The following is a 21535-nucleotide window of genomic DNA, read 5'->3' as shown; positions in this document are numbered from 1 at the left end:
CTCCTCTGGCACGTGGGAAGGTTTCGACACTGTGTGACGAATTTCGCCGATATTAACGTCACACAGTGCCAGAAGCAACACCCGGAACGGAACGGCACTCGTATGACCGAACGCAGCTCCTCCGCCGGCCGACGCGGGCGCCCGCCCGGTACCAGCGCACGCGAACTCGAAGTCATCGCGCTCCGGCTGTTCACCGAGCGCGGCTTCCACGAGACGACGGTCGACGACATCGCTTCGACGGCCGGGGTCAGCCGCCGGACGTTCTTCCGCTACTACGAGTCCAAAGCGGACGTTCTGTGGAACGAGTTCGACGCGGAGGTCGAGACGATCCGGAAACTGCTCGCGGACGCCTCCGCCGCCCTCCCGGTACTGGCCGCGGTCCGCGAGGCCGTGCTGGCCGCCAACCACTACCGCGCCGAGGACGTGCCGGAGCTCCGGATGCGGATGCACCTGCTCAGCACGGTGACCGAACTCGGCGCGAGTTCGGCAGTGCACTACGACGCGTGGGAACGCGCGATCAGCGCCTACGTCGGCGAGCGAATCGGACAGCCCGCCGACTCGCTCTACCCGCTGGCCGTGGGCCGCGTCGTGCTCGCGGCCTGCCGCGCGGCCTACGAACGCTGGTCCGCCCGCGCCGACGCCGACCTCACCGTCTACCTGGACGCCGCACTGCAGGCGGTGGCCGACGGCTTCGCCGACTCGTCGCTCACGACCGAGCCCGAACCCTCCGGAACCTGATCCCACGGTCGGCCGATCCCGCTGATCTGCGCATGGTAAAATTGATTCGTCCAGATAAAACAGCAGGTGGATGGGCATGGAACGGACTTACACCAATGAGGCTCGGCGGGCGCAGATCGTCCGGGCGGCGATCGAGACGATCGCCGAGATCGGGTACCCCAAGGCGTCCTTCGCCAGGATCACCCGGCATGCGGGGCTGCGCAGCCCGCGGATGATCTCCTACCACTTCGCCGACAAGGACGACCTCATCCACCAGATCCTCGTCGATGTCCTGGCCGAGGCGGCCCGGTTCATCGGTGAGCGCACCGCGGCGGCCGGCACCGCGACCGAGCGGCTGCGCGCGTACCTGGAAGCCAATCTGCACTTCCTGCGCGATCATCCCGCCGAGATCGCGGCGCTCACCGAGATCGGCCCGCACCTGCGGAACACCGACGGCGAGCCCTACACCTCGAGCAGCGCACAGGAAGTCAGCGTGCAGGATCTCGCGACCCTGCTGCGCGGCGGGCAGGCCTCCGGCGAGTTCCGCGACTTCGATGTCCGCTCGATGGCGGTGCTCCTGCGCGGCGCGGTCGAGGCCGCGGCAGTGCGGTTGCGCGACGACGAAAGCTTCGACTTCGAGACCTACGTCCGTGAGGTCGTCACCACGTCCGCCCTCGCCGTACGGCGCGGCTGAATCCGTTTCGAAACAGGGGGTTTCCTCGTGCCTGCAGCACAATCCGGCCGGGTCGTGAGCCGCGCGCTCGCGGTGCACGTGATCGTCCCGCTGGTGCTGTTCTACGGCTTGCGCTGGCTGGACGTGCAGCAGTTCGTCGCGTTGCTGGCCGGCGCGGCCATCCCGGTGGTTGCCGCGGTGCGCGAGATCGCGGTGGATCGGCGGGTCAGCGGGGTCCGCGTGTTCGTGCTCGGCACGATGCTGGCGACCGTGCTGATCTCGTTCGTCACCGGCAGCCCGCGGGTCCTGCTGATCCGCAACGCGTGGGGCACGGCGGCGCTCGGATTGTTCCTGCTGGGCAGCGTGCTCATCCGGAAACCGTTCCTCTACGAGGCGGGTTCGTTCGTCTTCGACGACGAGAAACGGCGGACGTGGACGGGAAACTGGGAGCGGTTTCCGGAGTTTCGCGGGCTGCTGCTGCGGTGCAGCGTGATCTGGGGTGTCGCCTGCCTCGCCGACGCGAGTCTCCGGGTGGTCGCGGCGATGGTGCTGCCGGTCGACGTCGTCCCGGTGCTCGACGACGTGCTGCTGGTGGTCACGCTCGCGGTGCTGTTACTGGTGCAGCGCGTCTACGGCCGGGCTTACCTGCGCGGCAAGGGATTGTGCCTGAACGGCGTCGAGATCCGGCCGCTGGGCGCGGCCCGATGACGGCCGAGGTCGCACTGGTCGTCGGCGGCGCGGGCGGAATCGGCGAGGCGATCGTCCGCAGGCTCGCCGCCGGCGCGGGGAAAGTGGTCGTCGCGGACCGCGACCGCGATCGCGGGGCAGCCGTGGCGGACGCGGCCGGCGGGCTCTTCGTACCGGTGGACGCCGGGATCCCCGAGCACAGCGAGCGCGCAGTTTCGGTGGCACTGCAGGAGTTCGGACGGGTGGACACCCTGGTGTTCGCCGCGGGCGCGGCCGGCCGGTGCGGTCTGGACGGCTTCACCGCGTGGCAGTACCGCGAAACGATGCGCACCAATCTCGACGGGGCCGTCTACGCCATCCAGGCCGTGCTGGCACCGATGCGTCGCCAAGGCGGCGGATCCGTCCTCGTCACCTCGAGCCTGGCCGGCCTGACCGGCTCTCCCGATGTGTTCTACGCCGCCGCCAAACACGCGCTGGTCGGCCTGGTCCGCTCGGCGGCCAGCCTGCTGGCAGCCGACCACATCCGGATCAACGCACTGTGCCCCGGACTGGTCGACACCCCGCTCCTCGCCGGACTGCGCCGGAGCCTCCTCGACCACGGCCTCCGCCTGGCGGACCCGGACGAGATCGCCACCGCCGCCGAGACCGTCCTCGCCGATCCGGGCAGCGGCCGGGCCTGGCTGGTCCAAGCCGGCCGGCCGGCCGAGCCCGTGCCCCCGCCGGACATCCCGCTCGCACCGGAGCCGTGAACGGGATCGCGTGCTGTCCCGGCACGGACTCGCCGGAACCACCGACCGACCCCGGACCACACTGCCGCCGGCACCGGACCCCGCAAAGAGAAACCCTTACGCGGCACCGCAACGACCGGTGCAACCGGCGTCACCGCCGGAACAGACCCGGCACCGGCACCACCAACCGCGCACCCGAACCCCACCCGATCCGCGGTCACACCTCCGGCCACCACGAACCCCAGCACCGCCCCACCGAACCCACCACGGCCCGGTCGCCGGTCGCCGGTCGCCGGTCGCCGGTCGCCGGACCAGCATGCACCATGTCCGTCCCGGACCGGTCTCCTCCCCTGTCAGCCCGCTTTCCGAGCCAAGTCGCCTCCCCCCAGCCCGGGGAACCCTCCCCTCCCAACTCGCCTCCCCCGAGCCAAGTCGCCTCCCCCCAGCCCGGGGAACCCTCCCCTCCCAACTCGCCTCCCCCGAGCCAAGCCGCCTCCCCCCAGCCCGGGGAACCCTCCCCTCCCAACTCGCCTTCCCCGGGCCAGGCGGCCTTCCCTGTCGACTCACCCCGCTCATCTTCCGCGGTCCGGGGTGGCTCAGCCGGTCGCTTCGAATTCCCGGACCGTGTTCAGTGCGGTGCCCATCGCGGCGTTCGCCTCGCGTTCGATCATGATCTCGACCAGTACCGGGCGGCGGGTGCGCTCCGCCTCCTTGCGGGCCCAGTCCAGCGATCCGCGGATTTCCCCCGGTTCGACCACCCTGGTGCCGGAGCAGCCGTAGGCCTGCATGATCTTCACGTTGTCCGTGCCGTGCTCGTCGTAGTGGATGTCGACCTGGTAGTTCATCGCGTAACCGGTCTCCGCCTGGCGGATCAGGCCGAGGTACTCGTTGTTGAGCATCACCAGCACGAAGCCCACGTCGTACTGCGCGGCCACGGCCAGTTCCTCCACCAGGAACTGGAACGAGTAGTCGCCGACCACCCCCACCACCTCGGCGTCCGGGCGGGCCTTCTTCACCCCGATCGCGGCCGGGATTTCCCAGCCGAGCGGACCGGCCTGCCCGCACACCTGGTAGTGCCGCGGCAGGTGCGCACGCTGGAACTGCCCGGACCAGATCTGGTACAGCCCGATCGCGGTGACGAAGTAGGTCTCCGGGCCGAAGCACTCGTTGAGCTCCTTGAACACCCGCGGCGCCTTGATCGGCCGGTCGTCGAAGTCCTCCCGGCGCGGCAGCTCCGCCTTCAGCTCACCGAGACGCTTCACCCACGTGCGGTCCCCGGTGATTTCGCGCCCGTCCAGCGCATCCAGCAGTGCCCCCAGGAACTCCCGGGTACCGGACACCACACCGAGGTCCGGGCCGAACACCTTGCCCAGCTGGGTCGGTTCGATGTCCACCTGGATGAACTTCCGGTCCCCGCGGTACACCGACAGTTCGCCGGTGTGCCGGTCGCCGAACCGCGCACCGAGCGCGAGCACCAGATCGGACTCCAGCAACGCCGCGTTCGCCCACCGCTGCGAGGTCTGGATGCCCGCCATACCGGCGAACAGCTCGTGGTCCTCCGGGAAACTTCCCTTGCCCATCAACGTGATGCCGACCGGGATGCCGAGCCGCTCGGCCACCTCGCGCAACCGGTCACTCGCCTCGCCGAGCACCACGCCGCCGCCGGCGAGGATCAGCGGACGTTCCGCCGCGAGCAGCAGGTCCAGTGCCCGTTCGACCCTGGCCGGGGCCGGTGTCACGGTGGCGACCGGCAGTGCGGAATCGATCGCCGGATCCCATTCGATTTCCTGCTTCTGCACGTCGATCGGCAGGTCGATGAGCACCGGCCCGGGACGGCCGGAGCGGGCCACCCGGAACGCTTCGCGGAAGATCCACGGCAGCTGCGCGGCCTCCTTCACCTGTACCGCCCACTTCGTGACCGGTTTCGCGATCTCCACGATGTCGACCGCCTGGAACGCCTCCTGGTGCAGCTTCGCCGACGCGGCCTGCCCGGTGATGCACAGGATCGGGACGGAGTCGGCGTGCGCGGTGTACAGGCCGGTGATCATGTTGGTACCGGCCGGACCGGACGTGCCGATCGCGACGCCGACGTTGCCGGTGGTGCGGGCCCAGCCGTCGGCCATGTGCGTGGCGCCTTCCTCGTGGCGCACCACCAGGTGTTCGACACCGCTGCCCTGCAGGGCGTCGTACAGCGGCAGGATCGCCGCACCAGGACAGCCGAAGGCGACGTCCACGCCCTCGTCGGCCAGCACGTCGACCACCGCTCGCATCGCCGGGACTCTGGCCATGGTCATGCCTCCTGCAGGGATCGGCCGGACAGTTCTTCGACGACTTTCAGCAGCGCCGAGTGGTCGAGCGAGCCGTGCCCCCTCGCCCGCGCCGCCGCGACGAGCTGCGCCACCAGCCCGGTCATCGGCAGTGCCACGCCGGACTGCCGGGCCGCGGCGAGCGCGATGCCCATGTCCTTGTGGTGCAGGTCGATCCGGAAGCCGGGCCGGAATTCCCGCGCCACCATCGAGGTCCGCTTGAGTTCGAGGATCCGGCTGCCGGCGAGCCCGCCCGCCAGCACGTCGAGCCCGGTTGCTGCGTCCACTCCGGACGCCTCCAGCAGTACGATCGCCTCCGCGACCAGCCCGTAGATCCCGCCGACCACCAGCTGGTTCGCCGCCTTCACGACCTGGCCCGCGCCGTGCGGGCCGACGTGCACGACCGTCGTGCCCAGTACGTCGAAGACCGGTTTCGCGGCCAGGAAATCCGCCGCGTCCCCACCGGCCATGATGGACAGTGCCGCCTGCTCGGCACCGGCCTGGCCACCGGAGACCGGCGCGTCCAGCACCCGGATCCCCTTGTCCGCACCGGCTTTCGCGACCTCGATGGAGGTCTCCGGCCGGATGGTGCTCATGTCCACGAGCAGCGTGGCGGGCCGGACGTGGTCGAGGATGCCGCCAGGGGCGAGCACCACCTGCGCCACCTGCGGGTGGTCCGGCAGCATGGTGATCACCACTTCTGCGTCGCCGACCGCGTCGGCCACGTCCGCGGCCGCCTGCCCGCCTGCCGCGGTCAGCTTCGCGAGCGCTTCGGCGTTCAGGTCGAACCCGCTCACCTCGTGTCCCGCGCCTGCCAGGTGCGCGGCCATCGGCGTGCCCATCACGCCAAGGCCGATGAAGCCGATCCTGCTCATCAGTTTCCCCTTCGCTCGAACGGAAGCCAGCCCAATGAGTCCACTGTGGAACCGTCCGGCCGGTATTCGATGCCCACGTGTCCGCGGTAGCCTGCCGCCTGCAGCTTCTCCAGATATCCGGTCAGCTCCAGCTTTCCGGTACCCGGCTGGTGCCTGCCCGGTGCGTCGGCGATCTGCACGTGCCCGATGCGCGGGGTGTGCCCGGCGATCACGGCATCGAGGTCGTCGCCGTTGACCGCGAGGTGGTAGAGGTCGGCAAGCAGCAGCACGTTGTCCAGCCCGAGCTCGTCCAGCACGGCCAGCGCGTCGGCGGCCGTCTTGAGCGGGTAGTCCGGCGTGCCGGACAGCGGTTCGAGCACCAGCTGCGCACCGATCCCCGCGGCCGCCTCCGCCGCGGTACGCAGCTGCGCTCTCGCGAGTTCGTCCTGTTCGGACGGTTCCACCCCGTCGATCCGGTTGCCGTACAACGCGTTGAAGCTGCGGCACCCGAGCTTCTCCGCGATGTCAAGTGCAATGGTGAGGCTCACCGCGAATTCTTCCTCCCGGCCGACCCAGGAGACCAGGCCACGCTCCCCTGCCGCCATGTCTCCGGCGTAGAAGTTGAGCCCGGTCAGCTGCACGCCGGCCTGTTCGATCGACCGGACGAACTGGCCGACCTCGTCCCGCCCCGGATCCGCGACCGCGAACGGCCACCAGTACTCGACAGCGGTGAAACCCGCCGCCCGAGCGGCCTGCGCACGCTCGAGCAGCGGGAGCTCGGTGAACAGGATCGACAGGTTGGCGGTGTAGCGCAGCTCGCGGCGCGCCCCGGCGGGATCGGTCATCGGATACCTCGGCTCCTCGGATCTCTGACCTAAAATTTCGTAGTGCGGAATTTTTCTTCCGTATATCGAGAATAGCTGGACAGCGGGTGCTCAGTCAACGGCGAGCTGCCGGCACGAGTCCACTGTGGACTTCTAGGGCTGCGGGGTGACGGGCTGTGCGCACAGTGCGGCGTGACGTGACCGCGGCAGCCGAGCCGGCCGACGGCGGTGCCCTGCCGCGGCGCCGGCTGCCGGTGTGTGAGCTGTCCCACTTGGTCCGGGCCGGAGGTTTGAGGGGCTGCGTCCGCGGCGGGCGCATGGCATCGTCGCGGGATGACCTTCGATCAGGCGCTGTACGAGCAGATCGTCCGGAGGAATCCGGCCGAACCGGAGTTCCACCAGGCGGTGGCCGAGGTGCTCGAAGCGATCCAGCCCGCCCTGCACCGTGATCCCGGCCTGCGCGATGCGGCCATGCTGGAACGGCTGTGCGAGCCGGAACGGCACCTGATGTTCCGGGTCGTCTGGACCGGGGACGACGGCCGCGTGCACGTGAACCGCGGTTACCGGGTCGAGTTCAGCTCCGCACTCGGGCCGTACAAGGGCGGTCTGCGGTTCCACCGCGACGTCACCCTCGGCACGGTGAAGTTCCTCGCCTTCGAGCAGATCTTCAAGAACGCGCTGACCGGGCTCGGGCTCGGGGCGGGGAAGGGCGGGTCCGATTTCGATCCGGCCGGCCGCAGCGACGCCGAGATCATGCGGTTCTGCCAGTCGTTCATGACCGAACTGCACCGGCACATCGGCCCGGAAACCGATGTACCGGCAGGCGACATCGGCGTCGGCTCGCGCGAGATCGGCTACCTGTTCGGGCAGTACAAGCGGCTCACCAACCGCTACGCGGCCGGCACGCTCACCGGCAAGGACCCGTTGCTCGGCGGGATTCCCGCGCGGCCGGAGGCGACCGGCTACGGCACGGTGTACTTCCTCGACGCGATGCTCACCGCCGGTGGGAAGGACCTCGACGGGCGCACCGCGATCGTCTCCGGCTCGGGCAACGTCGCCTTCCACGCGATCGCGAAACTCCGCGCACTGGGCGCGAATCCCGTGACCTGCTCGGATTCCGGCGGCTTCCTGCACGATCCGCGCGGCATCGACCTCGACGTGCTGCACGAGCTGAAGGTCGCCCGTCGTGGCCGGCTCTCCGAGTACCCGGACCACGTGCCCTCGGCCCGGTACGTGCCCGGCGGAACGCCGTGGGAAGTACCCGGAACCGTCGCGCTGCCCTGTGCCACCCAGAACGAGCTCGGCGAACAGGACGCGCGCACGCTCGTGAAGAACGACCTGCTCGCGGTCGCCGAAGGGGCCAATATGCCCTGCACGCCCGCGGCGCTGCAGGTGTTCCGCGAGGCGGGCGTGGCGCTCGGCCCCGGCAAAGCCGCCAATGCCGGCGGAGTGGCCACCTCGGGGTTGGAAATGCGCCAGAACGCGGCGCGTGAGCGGTGGAGCTTCGAGCGCACGGACCAGGCTTTGCAGGAGATCATGGCGGACATCCACACCACCTGCCTGGCCACCGCCGAGGACCACGGCGCACCCGGCGACTACGTCACCGGCGCCGCGATCGCCGGCTTCCGCACCGTGGTGGCCGCAATGGACGCCGGCGGCTACATCTGACCGGCCGGGCGGTCGGTGCCGGGTCCGGGCCACACCGGGTGGCCGCGCCGGTCCGCACGTCGACCAGGGGTCCGGACCGTGCGGATTGCGCGAGGCGGACGCCGGGCGCCGGCCCTGCGGCAGCCCGTACCGCGATCAGCCGGACGGAGAGTCGCAGGAGTCCCGCATCGGGATCCCGCAGCCCAGCCGCGCCCACACCGTCTTCCCTTCGGGGTTCTCGTGCACGCCCCAGATGTCGGCGAGCCGGTCGACGAGCTGCATTCCGCGGCCGCGCAGGCTCGTCACGTCCGGTTGGCGGACCACCGGACGGGCACGCTGCGGGTCGTCCACCTCGATCACCACCAGGCACGGTCGCGCGAGCGCGGTCAGTCGCGCGCAATGGGGGCCGTCGGTGTGCTCATAGGCGTTCGCGGTGAGTTCCTCGACGACCATCAGGACGTCCGAGAGGTGCTCGGGGGCCAGGCTGACCAGCAAACCCCTGGCCCAGCCGCGGACCTGGGCGAGAGCCGAGGGACCGGTTCCCCGCAAGTCCATCACCCAGGGCGCCTCTTCCGCCCCGGGGCCGGGATCTGGCACCTTCGCCCCTTTCCGCACTCGCCCCTCCACCGAGCCCACATACCCACCGCCACACGACCTCACACCTCACGAGTCCGACGAATGCGAACTGGGGCTACCGTCAGCCCATGACGCACCCGGCGCCGGAGCCCGAATCCCGCACCCTGCTCAACGAGATCACCGGAGCCGGGGCGGGCGACGGCGGGCTGGACGAGCAGCTCACCGAGGCGCTCGCGCGGGCCTGCACCGTCCTCGAGGTCGACACGGCCACGGTGCTGCGGCACGAACCCCGCTGGCAGCACCTCGTCGCGGTCGCCGCGGTGGGCATCGAAGAGGAGGTCTACCAGGGGGTGCGGGTGCCGGTCGGCGAGGGCTTCGCCGGCACGGTGGCCGCGCGCCGCGAACCGTTCGTGATCGACCGGGTCGACGAGACCACGGTACGCAACTCCTTGCTGTGGCAGCGCGGCCTGCACACCATGCTCGGCGTGCCGATGCTCGACGGCCCCGACCTGATCGGGGTGCTGCACGTCGGATCCGTGCGGCCGCGCCGGTTCACCACCACCGACATCGAGACACTCCGGCTGCTCGCCGACCGCCTGGCGGCCACCATCCGGTCCGAGGTGCTGCGGCAGGACCAAGCGGCCACCATCGCACTGCAGCGCAGCCTGCTGCCCGGCACACTGCCGGAGTTCGAGGGGCTCGGCCTGGCGGCGCGTTACGTACCGGGCGCGGACGCGCGGCTCGGCGGGGACTGGTACGACCTCTTCCAGCTGCCGGGAAACCGGATCGGGATCGTCATGGGCGACGTGTCCGGGCACGGACTGGACGCGGCCGTGGTGATGGGCAGGCTGCGCAGCGCACTGCGCGCCTACGCGCTCGACTGCGACGATCCGGCCGAGGTCCTCGGCAAACTGAACCGCAAGGCCAACCATTTCGAACACGGCGTAATGGCGACGGTCGCCTACGGTGTGCTCGACGCCGGGTACGAGCGCCTCTCGCTGTCACTCGCCGGGCACCTGCCACCGGTCGTGGTCTCGCCCGGCGGGCCTGCGCAGCTCGTGCCCGCTCCGCCCGACCCGCCGATCGGCCTGACCACCGAGGCTGCTCGGCGGCGCAGCACCGTGGTGGAGCTGCCGCCGGGCACCGTCGCCGTCTTCTACACCGACGGACTGGTCGAGCGCCGCGACCGGCCGGTCGACGACGGGATGCGGCAGCTCGCCGGACTCGTCCGGGCCGAGGACCCCGAACGCGCCTGTGCCCGCATCATGGCCGAGATGGTGGGTTTCCGGCCCGCGCAGGACGACGTCGCGCTGGTGGTGCTCCATCGCAGGGCCGCGGCGGACCCGCGGTGATCACGGCCCGGCCAGTGCCGCCCCGAGCGTCGGATACAGCGGCAGGCTCTGCTGCAGCCCGGTGAGCTGAATCGGCCGCAACGTCGCCCGCCCGGCGGCGACGATGCGCAACGCAGTCCCGGCAGGCAGGTCCCGGCGGATGATCAGCAACGCGGTCAGCCCAGGAGACGCCAGGAACTCCACCTCGGTCAGGTCGAGCACCAGCACCGGCGGTCCGTCGGCCGCGGCGTCGGCAACCGCCGCGGTCACCTGGGGAGCGGTGACCGTGTCGATGTCGCCGCGCACGGTCAGCACCACTGCCGGGGGCCGGTCGTCCCGGCCGATGCGAAGCATCCCCGGCGGATCCGCCCCGGGCCTGGTCAGCTCGCTCATCGCAGTGTTCCCCTCATCAGCCACCCCGGCACGCGCCGGAGGGCACCGAACGATCGAGGGCTGGCTGCTCAACCCGGACCATCATCCATGCCGGAGGACGAAAGCGCACGAGGACCTGCCGGAACCACCGGGCCCGATCCGCTCCGCCGGGGAAGCTCCGCTCACGAAGCCTCCTCCGGCCAGGCCCGATCGAGGCGCTGCCGGAACTCCCCGGCGGTGGTGACCGCGATCTGCGGGCGGTCGACCAGCGCCTCGTCGATCACCTGCGCCAGCCGGCGCGGAACGGCCCGGTTGCGCCGCCGCAGGGATACCGCGGATTTGTTCAGCAGGACCACGATCGGGTCCACGCCTGCCGGGAAGTTCCGCGGTGTGGTGCCGGTCAGCATCCGGTACAGGGTGGCCGCCGCGGCCCACACGTCCACCTCCGGCTTGGCGTACTTGTAGTCGACCAGCTGGCTGCGCGGCATGTAGGCGAGCGTCCCCGCCACGTCCCCGGTCCGCGTCAGGCCCGAAAGGCCCGCGTTGTCGAACGCCTTCGCCAGTCCGAAATCGCTGATCCGCACCACCGGAGCACGACCGGGACCGGGAAGCCCGGCGAGCAGGATGTTGGCCGGTTTGACGTCCCGGTGCACCAGTCCCCCGCCGGAGCCGCCGTGCTCGTGCGCATGATCCAGCCCGTCCAGGATCTGCCGGGTCACCGCGACCGCCTCGTCCGGCGGCAGCGTGCCGCCCCTGCGCTCGAGCAGGTGGTCGAGACTGCCGTGCCGGCAGTAGTCGCACACGAGGTAGAAGGCCGCGCCGCACTCCCCGGTCTCCCGGAACCGCACGATGTTCGGATGCCGCAGATCCCGGATCGCGGTGATCTCCCGCAGGAACTGCTCGCGCGCACGGGCGGTGGCGGCCACGACCGGATGCAGGATCTTGAGCGCGACCAGGTCACCGGTCGCATGTTCCCGGGCCAGGTGGACCACGCCCTGGCCACCCCTGCCCAGCTCGCTCAGCACCTCGTACCCGGGCACCCCGGCCACCGGATCCACCGACCGGGCCGGGGCGGGCCGCATCCGCGGTACCGCGGGGACGATGGTGACCCGCACCGTCGTGCGCCCGATCCGGAGTTCGTCGCCGTCGTGCAGGTCCCGCTCCGGGAACGCCGTCCGGGCCGCCTGCTCCGGGGTCTGTCCCGGCGCGCGCCTGCCGATCTCCGCACCGTTGACGAAGGTCCCGTTGAGGCTGCCGAAATCCCGCACCCGCACGTCCGGCGGGTTGATGTCGAGCAGGCAGTGGTGCCGCGACACCCGATCGTCCTCGGCAGGCAGCCGCGGATCGCAGTCACGGGAACGCCCGAGCAGGCAGGTCGCGCGGCCGCCGAACTCGTGCACGGTGCCCTGTGCCGGACCGTCCGACACGGTCAGCCGGACCACCCCGCCCGCGTACTCCGGCACCTCGCCCCCAGTCCCCGAATGGTCGGTCCACCGGCTGCGCCAGCCTATCCCCGCCCGCCCGGGACAGGTCCCGGAACCCGGCTTGACCTCCACCGAGGTAGAGGTGCTTTGGTGGATACATGATCACGAAAGCACAGCGGAGCGAAAACCGCCGACGACGGGCCGGACGGGCACTGATCGGCCTGGTCGGCGCGGTGACCGCCGGCAGCGCACTGGCCGCGGACTTCCTCATCCCGGCGAGCGCCCGCCAGCACCTGCGCAACCCCCGGTGGCCGGAACACGCCAAGTTCCACGACGCCCAGTACATCGTCATGAGCGGCCTGCTCGGCGGCATCGGGATCGCGCTGCTCAGGTCCCGCCGAGGTGACGCGGACCGCAACCTGCGCGTCGCCGCCGCACTCCTGTCGACACCGTGGCTCGGCATGTACGGCGCCACGCTGTTCCCCGGTACCGCAGTCGTCGACGAGGAATTCGCCGACCAGTCGCCAAAGGTGCTCGGCATGCACGCCAACGTTTTCGTCGGCACCGCCTGCCTCGCGCTGCTGGCCGCGGGAACCGGCCTGGCCAAGCGTCCCGCGGCCTGAGGCGCACGACGGCGGCCGGGTCACTTCGTGAAGTACCACTCCTCCGGGGCGCGCGCGGTCTGGACCGCCGGGAAGGAAACGCCGCCGAGATCCTTCGCCACGACCTCGATCGCCGAGCGCATCGGCATGTTGATCTGGCCGGGCAGGGTGCGGACGGCGTAGTCCTCGTACTCCGCGAACGCGTTCTTGTCGTCGCTGTGCAGGGTGGCGTCGATCAGCTTGTTCAGCTGCGGATCGTTGTAGTTGCCGACGTTGCCCGTCGAGCCGGGGAGCAACAGCTGGTCACCGGTGGGCACGGCGTTGTACTCCTGGTACCCGAAGTCCGCCATCTGCCAGTCGCACGCCGGACCGGAGCCGTGGCAGTCGCTGATGTCGCCGAGCAGTGCGTTGAACTCTTCGCCCTTGAGGTTCAGCACAATGCCCGCCTCGGCGGCGTCGGTCTTCCACTGCTGCACGATCCGGCCGTACGCCGGGTTGCCCGTCGAATACAGCAGCGTGAACTCCAGCCGGGTGCCCGCCGCGACGCCGGGGCCGCACTGGTTCGGCTCGGTGCCCGGCCGGGTGCACGTCATGGCGCCGTTCTGCAGTGCCCAGCCGTGCGCGGTCAGCAGGGACCGGGCCTTGGCCTTGTCGAACGGGTACGGGCCGTCACCGCGCTCGGTGGCGGTCACGTACGCGTTGTCCGGATGGGTCGGGACCGGGCCGGTCGTCTGGGTGGCGTAGCCGCGGTAGGCGACATCCACGTCCGTCTTCTGGTCCAGGGTCTGCTGCAGCGCCTGGCGCACGGAGAGCTGGTTGAACGCGCCGCCTGCTGCCGGATTGGCCATGTTCAGCAACGTCGAAGCCCAGCCCCAGCCGTAGGCGGGCACCAGGTTGTAGTTGGCCTGCAACGGGTTCGTGGACGGCAGGTTCTCGTTGGCCTGCTTCTGCGGCAGGTTCGCACCCTGCACCGAGCCCACCGAGATGGTCTTGCCCGCGCGCAGTGCGTTGAACTCCGCGGTGGTGCTGGTGAACGGCTGCATCTTGTAGTGCGCCAGGTGCGGCTTGTCCGGACCGCTGTACTTCGGGTTCGGGTCGAAGCTGATGTTGCCCTCGGCGTCGAAGCTCGTCAGATGCCACGGCCCGTCCACGACCTGCCACAGCGGATCGGTGGCGTAGGTCGAGAGGTTCTTGCTCTTGGCGTACAAGTACTTGTACACCGCGTCGCACTTGGCACGATCGGTCGTGCAGCCGCCGCTGCCGGGGGCACCGGCGTCGGAGGTCTTGTCCCACGCCTGCGGGATCGGCGCGATCTGCGCCAGCTCCTGCCCGGTGAACCAGGTCGGCGAGTACGAACCGTTGAGCCGGAAGGTGACCTGCTGCGGGCCGGTCTGGGTGACCGACTTGACGTTGTCCGGGAACTGCCCCGGCACGTACTGGTACCAGTTGGCCTTTTCCGCGAACATCAGGTTCATCCAGAACACGACGTCCTTGGCCGACACGGTGGAACCGTCGGACCACCGGTAGGGCTTGATGTTCACGACGACCTCGCTGTTGGCCTCGCGGTACACCGGCGGATCGGCGAGGCTCTTGCGGGTGTTCACGCCGGTGCTGCCGTTGGCATCGCCGAACCAGTACAGCTGGCGGTACATCAGCTGCTGCAGATCGGCGGTGGCGTAACCGCTGTTGTGCGCGGAATCCTGGAACGGGAAGATCCAGTTCGGCTGGGCTCCGGGCGATTCGGCGAAGACCGCCGTGCCGCCCTCGACGGGTTTCCCGCCGCTGTCGCCGCTGCCTCCGCCGCACGCCGTGGCCAGTGCCGCGATCAGCACCGCCGGGATCGCCAGCGCCCTGCGCAGTCTCATCGGGTTCCTCCTTGGTGGATCTTCGCCGGCGGCACGGCCGCTGCGGCGTCGAGCGGGAAGTGGCAGGCGGCCTCGTGACCGTCGCCGAAGGAGCGGGGCAGCGGTTCCTCGACCGCGCAGATCTCCTGCGCGAACGGGCATCGCGTGCGGAAACGGCAGCCGGAAGGCGGGTCCAGCGCGGACGGCAGCTCCCCCGCCACACCGCGCGACGGCGTGCGGGCGGCCCACGGATCGGCCACCGGCACGGTGTCGACCAGACCACGCGTGTACGGATGCCGCGGCGAGCGCCAGACCCGCTCGGCCGGACCGGATTCGACCAGCTTGCCCAGGTACATCACGCCGATCCGCTGCGCGAGGTAGCGCACCACGGAAAGGTCGTGCGAGATCAGTACATAGGTGAGGCCGTGCCGTTCGCGCAGTTCGTTCATCAGGTTCAGGATCTGCGCCTGTACCGAAACGTCCAATGCGGACACCGGTTCGTCCGCCACGATCAGCTTCGGTTCCAGCGCCAGCGCACGGGCAAGACCGACACGTTGCCGTTGACCGCCGGAGAACTCGTGCGGGTACCGCTGCGCCGCGCCGGCCGGCAGGCCCACCTCGGCCAGCAGCTCACGCGCGCGCTCGCGACGCTGCACCCGGCTGCCGGAACCGTGGATCGCCAGCGGTTCGGCCACCACCTCACCGACCCGCATCCGCGGATCGAGTGCGGCGTACGGGTCCTGGAACACCAGATGCGTGTCCCGGCCCGGCCGCGGCGCACCATCGCCGTCGAAGCGGATCTGCCCCGAGGTCGGCGTGTCGAGCCCGACCACAGCGCGGCCCACTGTCGTCTTCCCGCACCCGGATTCGCCGACCAGACCGAAGGTCTCCCCCGCCGCGACGGTGAAACTCACGCCCGCGACCGCCGACACCGTGCCTGCCCGCCGCCGCAGTACCGCACCCGAGGTGACCGGGAAATCCTTGACCAGGTCTTGCACCTGCAGCAGCGGCCGCGTGCCCGCCTCGGCGGTGCCGGGGACCGGACCCGGCTCGGACACCCGGGTCACCGCGGTCGGCGTCACCTCGCCCGGCTCGCCGACCGGGTGGAAGCACGCGAACTCGTGTCCCGGTGCTTCGGCGGCCAGTTCCGGTTCGGTGGCCCGGCATTCGTCGGTCGCGTACCGGCAGCGCGGCGCGAACCGGCAGCCGGACAACGGTTCCCGCAGATCCGGCGGAAGGCCGGGAATGCTGTAGAGCCTGCCGGTCGCGTTTTCCGGCAGTGCCTCGAACAGCGCCTCGGTGTACGGGTGGCGCGGGTTGCCGAACAACGCCCTGGTGCCGGTCAGCTCGGCGATCTTCCCGGCGTACAGCACGGCCACCCGGTCCGCCCTGCCCGCGACCACGCCGAGGTCGTGCGTCACCAGGATCACCGCCATGCCCAGCCGGGCCCGCAGCTCGTCGATCAGTTCGAGGATCTGGTGCTGCACGGTCACGTCGAGTGCGGTCGTCGGCTCGTCCGCGATCAGCAGCTCCGGCTCGCAGATCAGTGCGCGGGCGATCATCACGCGCTGCCGCATGCCACCGGAAAGCTGGTGCGGATAGGCCTTCACCCGCCGGGCCGCGTCCGGCAGGCCCACCAGCTCCAGCATCTCCACCGCGCGCCGGGCCAGCTCACCCGGCGAAAGCCCGGAGTGCAGTGCCAGTGGCTCGCTCACCTGGCGGCCGATCGGAACAGCCGGGTTGAGCGAGGTCATCGGGTCCTGGAACACCGTCCCGATCCGGCCGCCGCGGACCTGGCGAAGCTGCGGTTCCGGCAGCGTCGCGAGGTCGAGGTCCCCGCCGAGCAGCACCCGGCCGGAGGCGATGCGCCCGCCGGGCGGCAGCAGCCGCAGGATCGACAGTGCGGTCATCGTCTTGCCGGAGCCGGACTCGCCGACGAGGCCGAGCAGCTCTCCACGGCCGACCTCCAGCGTCACGCCGTCGACCGGCCGCACCACGCCGTCCCGTACGTCGATCGTGGTGCGCAGGTCGGAGATCCGGAGCACCGGAGCCGGTCCGGCAACCGTTTCAGCCGTCCTGTCGACAGTCATGTCAGCGCCTCCGCAGCCGCACTTCGAGCGCGTCGCGCAGGGCGTCGCCGAGCAGGTTGAACGCGACGACCACGAGCATGATCGCGAATCCCGGCGGCAGGATGAGCCACCAGTAGCCGTTCTGCACGGCGTCCGCGCCGCCGGCGAGCATGTTGCCCCAGTCCGCGTGCGGTGGCGCGATGCCCAGTCCGAGGTAGCTGAGCGAGGCCACCAGCAGGATCGCGTCGGCGACCTGGAACGTCGCGTTCACCACGATCGTGCCGACCGCGTTGGGCAGCACGTGCCGCAGCACCGCACGGCGGCCGCCACCACCCATCATCCGCACCGCCTGCACGTACTCGCGGGTGCGCAGCGACAACGTCTCGCCACGCACCAGCCGGGCCGGGCTCAGCCACGCACCGAACGACACCACCACGATGAGCAGGCTGACCGTCGGGGTGAAGATGGCGGCGAGGATCAGCAGGAAGAACAGCGTCGGGATGGCCAGGAAGGTGTCCACGATCCGCATCATCACCGCGTCCGCGAAACCGCCGACGTAGCCCGCGATCGCGCCCCACAGCGTACCGAAGACGGTGGCCAGCAGCGCGGCGGCGACGCCGATCTCCAGCGAAGTCCGCCCGCCCGCCATGAGCCTGCCCAGCTCGTCGTAACCCACGTCGTCGGTGCCGAGCGGATGTCCTGGGCCCGGCGGCAGATCGGCACCCGCGAGATTCGTGGCCACCTGCTCGGTGTGGTACACGAGCGGGCCGAGGAAGCAGAAGGCGACGAACAACAGCAGCAGCACCGCACCGCCGACGGCGAGCCGGTGCTCCAGGAAAATCCGCGCGGCAGCGCGGAAACCGGGACGGCGGGCGGGAAGCGCGGCAGTTGTCATGCGGATCAGTACTTCACTCTCGGGTCGAGCACTGCGTAGCCGAGATCGGCGAGCAGCGAACCGGCGACCGTGGCCACTGCGACGACGAGACCGATCCCCAGCAGCAGCGGATAGTCGTGCACCTGTGCCCCCTGGATGAACGTGAAACCCATGCCCGGGTAGTTGAAGACCGATTCGGTGATCAGGGCACCGGCGAACAGCGACGGCAGCGAAAGGCCGAGCAACGTGACGATCGGGACCAGCGAATTGCGCAGGACGTGCCGGGTCAATACCTGCCGTCCGCTCGCGCCGCCCGCGAGCGCCGTGCGGACGTAGTCCTGGCTCAGGTTCTCCATCACCGAGGACCGGGCGTAGCGGCTGAACGACGCGACCGTCACCAGTGCCAGGGTGAGCACCGGCAGCACGAGTGAGGGCGCCTGCGCGAGGATCTCGCCGATCGAGTCGCCGTTCGGCGCGACCGGCGGCAGCCACTGCAGCTGCACGGCGAACACCAGCACGAGCACTTCGCCGAGGAAGAAACTCGGCATCGCGTAGAACGCGAACGAGACGCCGGTGGCGAGGTGGTCACCGGCCCGGCCGCGGTTGCGCGCCTGGTACACGCCCAGCGGCAACGCGACCAGCAGCGCAACTGCTGTCGAAAGCGCCATCAGCAGGATAGTTTTCGGCAGGTGCTCCGCGATCACTTCGGTCACCGGCTGGTTGAGCTTGTAGGAGTAGCCGAGATCGCCGTGCAGCACCCGGCCCGCCCAAGCGAGAAACCGGGCAGGCAACGGCCGGTCGTACCCGTTGTCGTGCAGGTATGTCCGGATCTGCAGCGCGGTCGCCTTCGGCCCGAGGATCGCCCGTGCCGGCCCGCCGGGCAGCAGTTGCAGGAGCACGAAGGTGAGCACGGCGACGAGCACCACGACGACGAGTGCCTGCATGGCCCGCCGTACCAGGAAACCCGTCATCCACTACCCCAGACCCGCTCCCGAAATCCGCCGGAGCCAGAAGTACACCGGTGTCGCCCACCTGTCTACGCGATCCGGGAGAATGCCGGGCCGCTGTCCCGCCATCTGAGGAACCGACGTTCGGAGGTTGCGGCACAACGGTTTCCGTGAATCGACGCGAAGAGGTCCAAACCAGTTAATTCGGGCACCCCCACGATCCGGGGAGGAATGCGGGCCGGTTCAGGAGGCGAGACCGGTCGGATGCGGATCGGACGTGATCGAGAGTTCGGCCACCGCCCGGCCGACCGCGGGCAGCAGCGCGAACTGGTCCCCGGAGAAACCGGCCGCGGCCACCACCGGACCCGAGCGGGCGAACACCGGCTTGCGCGCGAAGGTGTAACCACGGCCGGCGGACGGCTCCGGGGCCGCGTCGAGCCCCGGCAGATGGTCCCGGACGTAGCGGCACAGCGCGCGGTCCCGCGCCGACCGGCCCGCGTCGTCCGGATCGGCCGTCTCGAACCGCGCCGCCACCCCGCCACGCGCCGCCGGTGCGCCACGAACGGCCGCCGGGAATCCTCCGATGGCACATTCGGTCTCGCCGAGCACGTGCCGGACGACCGGCCACGGCAGGCCCTCCCGCACCGGGGCGAAAAACACCGATTCCTCGCGTGCCGAGAACAACGGCGGCAGCGACAGGAACCCGTCGGCAAGGCGGGCGGACGCCACGCCTGCCGCGACCACGACCCGGCGCGCGCAATAGCCGCGGCTCTCGCTGCGGACCTCGACCCCGTCTTCGCCCCGTGCGCTGATCGCAGTCACCTGTTCCCCGGCTCGCAGCACCACCCCGTCCGCACGGCGGCTCAGCCGCTGCAGCGCCGCCGCCGCGGCCGCGGTGTCCAGCCGTCCGCCCAGCGGGTGGAAGAAGATCCGCGAGCCGTACCGGATTCCCGGCCACCGCTCGACGGCCTCCTCCGGCGGGAGCCACCGACCCGGGCTGCCCGCGGCGTCCGCGACCCAGGCCAGCAGGTCCAGCTCGGCGGAATCGCCGTGGACGATCCCGCCGGTGCGGGTGAGCACCTCGATGCCGGCGGTGGCCTCCAGCTCCCGCCAGAGCCGCAGCGAGCGCAGTGCGCCCCGGTGCGGGGCCAGGTCGCCGTCGGCCACGAGGAACCCGATCGTGCCCTGCTCTGCCTCCGGTTCCGGCTGCCGGTCGAGTACCAGTACCTCGACCCCGCGAGCCGCGAGGTGCCAGGCGACGGACAGACCCGTGCAGCCCGCTCCCACCACAATCACATCGGCGTCCCGCCGCACCTCTCCGCCTCCCATCCACAGTGGACACGAACACCGCCCCGGCCGGGACCGCCGAACCAGCATGAATCCGGCCACCGATCCGGCACCAGGGATTCCACGGAGTGGGCCGGCACAGCGGCCACCGAGTAACAACCCGCGGAATCCCCGGGCCGCGCGGCCCGGGGATTCCGCCCGGGATTCCGCGGCAGGACGTTGCCGTGGATCGTCCGCTGTGGACCCCGGATCCGTCTTCGGCACATGCGCGCCGCCCCGCTCAGCGCTTGAGCGTCCAGGTGAAATCGCCGGAGAGCTTGCCCTCCAGCCGTTCGGCCGAAACGAGATTCCCTTCGGCGAGCAGCCTTTCGACCTCGGCCCGCGAAAGACCGCACCCTTCGGCGATCAGCCGCACCGGCCGGACCGGAATCCGCGCCGCGAAGCGGACCGACACGTCGAGCACCTCGCAGTCGCGCTGCTCGGATCCGCCGGTGTCGAGGCGCCAGGCGCCGGTCCAGTCGAGGCCGACGCGATTCCGGCGCTGTACGACCGGATCCTGGAGCACCTCCGCGATCAGGCCGAGATCGTTGGCGTGCAGCCGGTCCAGCAGCTCGGGCCGGACGGCGCGCACCTTCTTCCGTTCCAGGACGGTGAGCTTCGCGGTGTCCCCGCACCCGGTACAGAGCGCGAGCAGCCAGGCGTCGACGAGCTTGTGGTGTGCGTTGACCCGGAATTTGCCGCTGGCCCGGAAACGTCCGGACCCGCACGCAGGGCAACGACGGCGAACGAGCGGCAGGCAGAGGGGTACGACCACCCAGTTTTCGAACACAGAAATACACCCGTTTCAGTGAAAAGTCCGCAGCAGGAAACAGCGCGGCGCAGTTGCGCGACGCGCGGCGAATCAGCGCTCGGGAAATCTCACCGGATGTACAACGGCACGTCCTCAAGCCGACGACTTGGTTCAGCAGCACAGTAACGGCAGGCAGCGGCGCCGCTCCACCGATTTTTCGAGCACGGCACCGCCGGCGGATCCGGGCCGGCACACCGGGGCGGACGTGCGGGCAGCTGCGGCAAGGAGGTGGTGCCCGGCCACGACCCCGTCCGTCATCGGGGCGGGGCGACCGGTGGCGGGCACACCAAGGAAGCGGAGCACGACGATGTCGAGCAGGCCGTCGAACCAGGAGCAGCCGTCCGCGGTGGTACGACGGTCCCGGACGTTCCTGACACCGGCGTTGTTGATCAGCAGGTTGATTGTCGCCGTCCCCGCGAGCCCCGCGCTCACCTGCGTGATCGAGGCCGGCGAGCCGAGGTCCGGCAGTGCGCCGGGTTCCCCGGACCGCAGACCGCGCGGTCGAGCTGGTCCTGACCACGGCCGGCCGGCAGGACCCGGGTGCCGTGGCCGGCCGGCAGGACCCGGGTGCCGTGGCCGGCCGGCAGGACCCGGGAGGTTTCCCGGCCGATGCCACTGCTGCCGCCGGTGGCGAGCGCGGTCCGATCGTGCAGGTCGCCGATCCGGGCAGGGGTCCAGTGCGCTGGGGCGGTGGTGCGGGTCAGCGACCACCCGACGGGTCGGTCGATGCCCCCACCACCGCACAGTCGTTCAGCCCGCGGGCGCCGCCGGTCGACGTCGTCCCGGTGCTCCACTGACCGGGCGTGCCACCCAGGTTGCGGATGAGCCAGCTCCCAGCGACTGACGCGCGGCGAGGCTCCGCAGGACGTGGAGCATGCGTCGCGGACAAGGGCAGGACGTGGAGCAGGCTGAGCACCGCGCCC

20 protein-coding genes are annotated in these 21535 nt (G+C 70.6%); 7 read left to right on the top strand and 13 right to left on the bottom strand.

Annotation, left to right across the window (positions count from 1 at the left end; all coding sequences use genetic code 11):
• The first annotated feature begins 102 nt into the window (after positions 1-102).
• The 4 genes from mftR (at position 103) to ABD793_RS02565 (ending at position 2826) form a co-directional block, all read left to right on the top strand.
• A complete protein-coding gene (gene mftR, locus ABD793_RS02580) occupies positions 103-738 on the top strand; it encodes a mycofactocin system transcriptional regulator (RefSeq protein ID WP_344854826.1) in 636 nt (211 codons plus the stop codon).
• A gap of 76 nt (positions 739-814) precedes the next feature.
• Positions 815-1411 carry a TetR/AcrR family transcriptional regulator gene (locus ABD793_RS02575; RefSeq protein WP_344854824.1) on the top strand — a complete coding sequence of 199 codons (597 nt, stop codon included), beginning with the start codon at positions 815-817 and terminating at the stop codon, positions 1409-1411.
• Between the two features lie 27 nt (positions 1412-1438).
• Complete coding sequence (locus tag ABD793_RS02570; protein ID WP_344854822.1) at positions 1439-2098, top strand: VC0807 family protein; 660 nt, start codon at positions 1439-1441, stop codon at positions 2096-2098.
• Complete coding sequence (locus ABD793_RS02565; RefSeq protein WP_344854820.1) at positions 2095-2826, top strand: SDR family NAD(P)-dependent oxidoreductase; 732 nt, start codon at positions 2095-2097, stop codon at positions 2824-2826. Before ABD793_RS02570 ends, ABD793_RS02565 begins: the two co-directional genes overlap by 4 nt.
• A gap of 575 nt (positions 2827-3401) precedes the next feature.
• Here the strand turns inward: ABD793_RS02565 and gcl are convergent.
• The 3 genes from gcl to ABD793_RS02550 are packed head-to-tail and all read right to left on the bottom strand — an operon-like array spanning position 3402 to position 6810.
• Positions 3402-5093, bottom strand: a complete 1692-nt coding sequence (gene gcl, locus ABD793_RS02560; RefSeq protein WP_344854818.1) for a glyoxylate carboligase — start codon at positions 5091-5093, stop codon at positions 3402-3404.
• Between the two features lie 2 nt (positions 5094-5095).
• On the bottom strand, positions 5096-5986 hold the full coding sequence (locus ABD793_RS02555; protein WP_344854816.1) for a 2-hydroxy-3-oxopropionate reductase: 891 nt from the start codon (positions 5984-5986) through the stop codon (positions 5096-5098).
• The gene (locus ABD793_RS02550) at positions 5986-6810 is read right to left on the bottom strand and encodes a hydroxypyruvate isomerase family protein (protein ID WP_344854814.1); all 825 of its coding nucleotides are present in this window, start codon (positions 6808-6810) and stop codon (positions 5986-5988) included. Before ABD793_RS02550 ends, ABD793_RS02555 begins: the two co-directional genes overlap by 1 nt.
• Before the next feature lie 312 nt (positions 6811-7122).
• Here ABD793_RS02550 and gdhA point away from each other — a divergent pair, with 312 nt between their 5' ends.
• Entirely contained in the window at positions 7123-8457 is a 1335-nt protein-coding gene (gdhA, locus tag ABD793_RS02545; protein WP_344854812.1) for an NADP-specific glutamate dehydrogenase, read from the top strand.
• 135 nt (positions 8458-8592) lie between these two features.
• Here the strand turns inward: gdhA and ABD793_RS02540 are convergent, their stop codons facing one another.
• Complete coding sequence (locus ABD793_RS02540; protein ID WP_344854810.1) at positions 8593-9033, bottom strand: ATP-binding protein; 441 nt, start codon at positions 9031-9033, stop codon at positions 8593-8595.
• Positions 9034-9140: 107 nt separating this feature from the next.
• Here ABD793_RS02540 and ABD793_RS02535 point away from each other — a divergent pair, with 107 nt between their 5' ends.
• Positions 9141-10364 carry a PP2C family protein-serine/threonine phosphatase gene (locus ABD793_RS02535; RefSeq protein WP_344854808.1) on the top strand — a complete coding sequence of 408 codons (1224 nt, stop codon included), beginning with the start codon at positions 9141-9143 and terminating at the stop codon, positions 10362-10364.
• Here ABD793_RS02535 and ABD793_RS02530 read toward each other — a convergent pair whose 3' ends face one another.
• Together ABD793_RS02530 and ABD793_RS02525 are read right to left on the bottom strand one after the other, a co-directional pair.
• Entirely contained in the window at positions 10365-10736 is a 372-nt protein-coding gene (locus tag ABD793_RS02530; protein ID WP_344854806.1) for an STAS domain-containing protein, read from the bottom strand.
• Positions 10737-10897: 161 nt separating this feature from the next.
• Positions 10898-12178, bottom strand: a complete 1281-nt coding sequence (locus ABD793_RS02525) for a protein kinase domain-containing protein (protein WP_344854804.1) — start codon at positions 12176-12178, stop codon at positions 10898-10900.
• A 119-nt stretch (positions 12179-12297) separates the two neighbouring features.
• Here ABD793_RS02525 and ABD793_RS02520 point away from each other — a divergent pair, with 119 nt between their 5' ends.
• Positions 12298-12762: a DUF6640 family protein gene (locus ABD793_RS02520; protein WP_344854802.1), complete on the top strand. Its 465-nt coding sequence runs from the start codon at positions 12298-12300 to the stop codon at positions 12760-12762.
• A gap of 20 nt (positions 12763-12782) precedes the next feature.
• On the opposite strand, the gene ABD793_RS02515 is transcribed toward ABD793_RS02520, so the two are convergent.
• The 7 genes from ABD793_RS02515 to ABD793_RS02485 form a co-directional block, all read right to left on the bottom strand.
• Entirely contained in the window at positions 12783-14606 is a 1824-nt protein-coding gene (locus ABD793_RS02515) for an ABC transporter substrate-binding protein (RefSeq protein WP_344854800.1), read from the bottom strand.
• Positions 14603-16675, bottom strand: a complete 2073-nt coding sequence (locus tag ABD793_RS02510) for an ABC transporter ATP-binding protein (protein WP_344854798.1) — start codon at positions 16673-16675, stop codon at positions 14603-14605. The genes ABD793_RS02515 and ABD793_RS02510 overlap by 4 nt, the downstream gene beginning before the upstream one ends.
• Before the next feature lies 1 nt (position 16676).
• Positions 16677-17549, bottom strand: coding sequence for an ABC transporter permease (locus ABD793_RS02505; RefSeq protein WP_344854796.1), 873 nt, complete (start codon positions 17547-17549; stop codon positions 16677-16679).
• A gap of 5 nt (positions 17550-17554) precedes the next feature.
• Complete coding sequence (locus tag ABD793_RS02500; RefSeq protein ID WP_344854794.1) at positions 17555-18499, bottom strand: ABC transporter permease; 945 nt, start codon at positions 18497-18499, stop codon at positions 17555-17557.
• 219 nt (positions 18500-18718) lie between these two features.
• Positions 18719-19804, bottom strand: a complete 1086-nt coding sequence (locus ABD793_RS02495) for an NAD(P)/FAD-dependent oxidoreductase (RefSeq protein ID WP_344854792.1) — start codon at positions 19802-19804, stop codon at positions 18719-18721.
• Between the two features lie 238 nt (positions 19805-20042).
• Complete coding sequence (locus tag ABD793_RS02490; protein WP_344854790.1) at positions 20043-20591, bottom strand: DUF1062 domain-containing protein; 549 nt, start codon at positions 20589-20591, stop codon at positions 20043-20045.
• Between the two features lie 132 nt (positions 20592-20723).
• Positions 20724-21044 carry a hypothetical protein gene (locus ABD793_RS02485; RefSeq protein WP_344854788.1) on the bottom strand — a complete coding sequence of 107 codons (321 nt, stop codon included), beginning with the start codon at positions 21042-21044 and terminating at the stop codon, positions 20724-20726.
• Between the last annotated feature and the right edge of the window lie 491 nt (positions 21045-21535).

Origin of the sequence: Amycolatopsis ultiminotia (assembly GCF_039536925.1) — a bacterium.
Classification (GTDB): domain Bacteria; phylum Actinomycetota; class Actinomycetes; order Mycobacteriales; family Pseudonocardiaceae; genus Amycolatopsis; species Amycolatopsis ultiminotia.
The sequence above is the reverse complement of the archived record's forward strand: the minus strand, read 5'-3'. Positions and strand labels throughout refer to the sequence as shown.

Bases quoted from the DNA above. Each gene is read 5' to 3' on its own strand.
- mftR (WP_344854826.1), top strand. From the start codon at position 103: ATGACCGAACGCAGCTCCTCCGCCGGCCGACGCGGGCGCCCGCCCGGT.
- ABD793_RS02575 (WP_344854824.1), top strand. From the start codon at position 815: ATGGAACGGACTTACACCAATGAGGCTCGGCGGGCGCAGATCGTCCGG.
- ABD793_RS02565 (WP_344854820.1), top strand. From the start codon at position 2,095: ATGACGGCCGAGGTCGCACTGGTCGTCGGCGGCGCGGGCGGAATCGGC.
- gcl (WP_344854818.1), bottom strand. From the start codon at position 5,093: ATGGCCAGAGTCCCGGCGATGCGAGCGGTGGTCGACGTGCTGGCCGAC.
- ABD793_RS02555 (WP_344854816.1), bottom strand. From the start codon at position 5,986: ATGAGCAGGATCGGCTTCATCGGCCTTGGCGTGATGGGCACGCCGATG.
- ABD793_RS02550 (WP_344854814.1), bottom strand. From the start codon at position 6,810: ATGACCGATCCCGCCGGGGCGCGCCGCGAGCTGCGCTACACCGCCAAC.
- gdhA (WP_344854812.1), top strand. From the start codon at position 7,123: ATGACCTTCGATCAGGCGCTGTACGAGCAGATCGTCCGGAGGAATCCG.
- ABD793_RS02535 (WP_344854808.1), top strand. From the start codon at position 9,141: ATGACGCACCCGGCGCCGGAGCCCGAATCCCGCACCCTGCTCAACGAG.
- ABD793_RS02530 (WP_344854806.1), bottom strand. From the start codon at position 10,736: ATGAGCGAGCTGACCAGGCCCGGGGCGGATCCGCCGGGGATGCTTCGC.
- ABD793_RS02520 (WP_344854802.1), top strand. From the start codon at position 12,298: ATGATCACGAAAGCACAGCGGAGCGAAAACCGCCGACGACGGGCCGGA.
- ABD793_RS02515 (WP_344854800.1), bottom strand. From the start codon at position 14,606: ATGAGACTGCGCAGGGCGCTGGCGATCCCGGCGGTGCTGATCGCGGCA.
- ABD793_RS02510 (WP_344854798.1), bottom strand. From the start codon at position 16,675: ATGACTGTCGACAGGACGGCTGAAACGGTTGCCGGACCGGCTCCGGTG.
- ABD793_RS02505 (WP_344854796.1), bottom strand. From the start codon at position 17,549: ATGACAACTGCCGCGCTTCCCGCCCGCCGTCCCGGTTTCCGCGCTGCC.
- ABD793_RS02500 (WP_344854794.1), bottom strand. From the start codon at position 18,499: ATGACGGGTTTCCTGGTACGGCGGGCCATGCAGGCACTCGTCGTCGTG.
- ABD793_RS02495 (WP_344854792.1), bottom strand. From the start codon at position 19,804: ATGGGAGGCGGAGAGGTGCGGCGGGACGCCGATGTGATTGTGGTGGGA.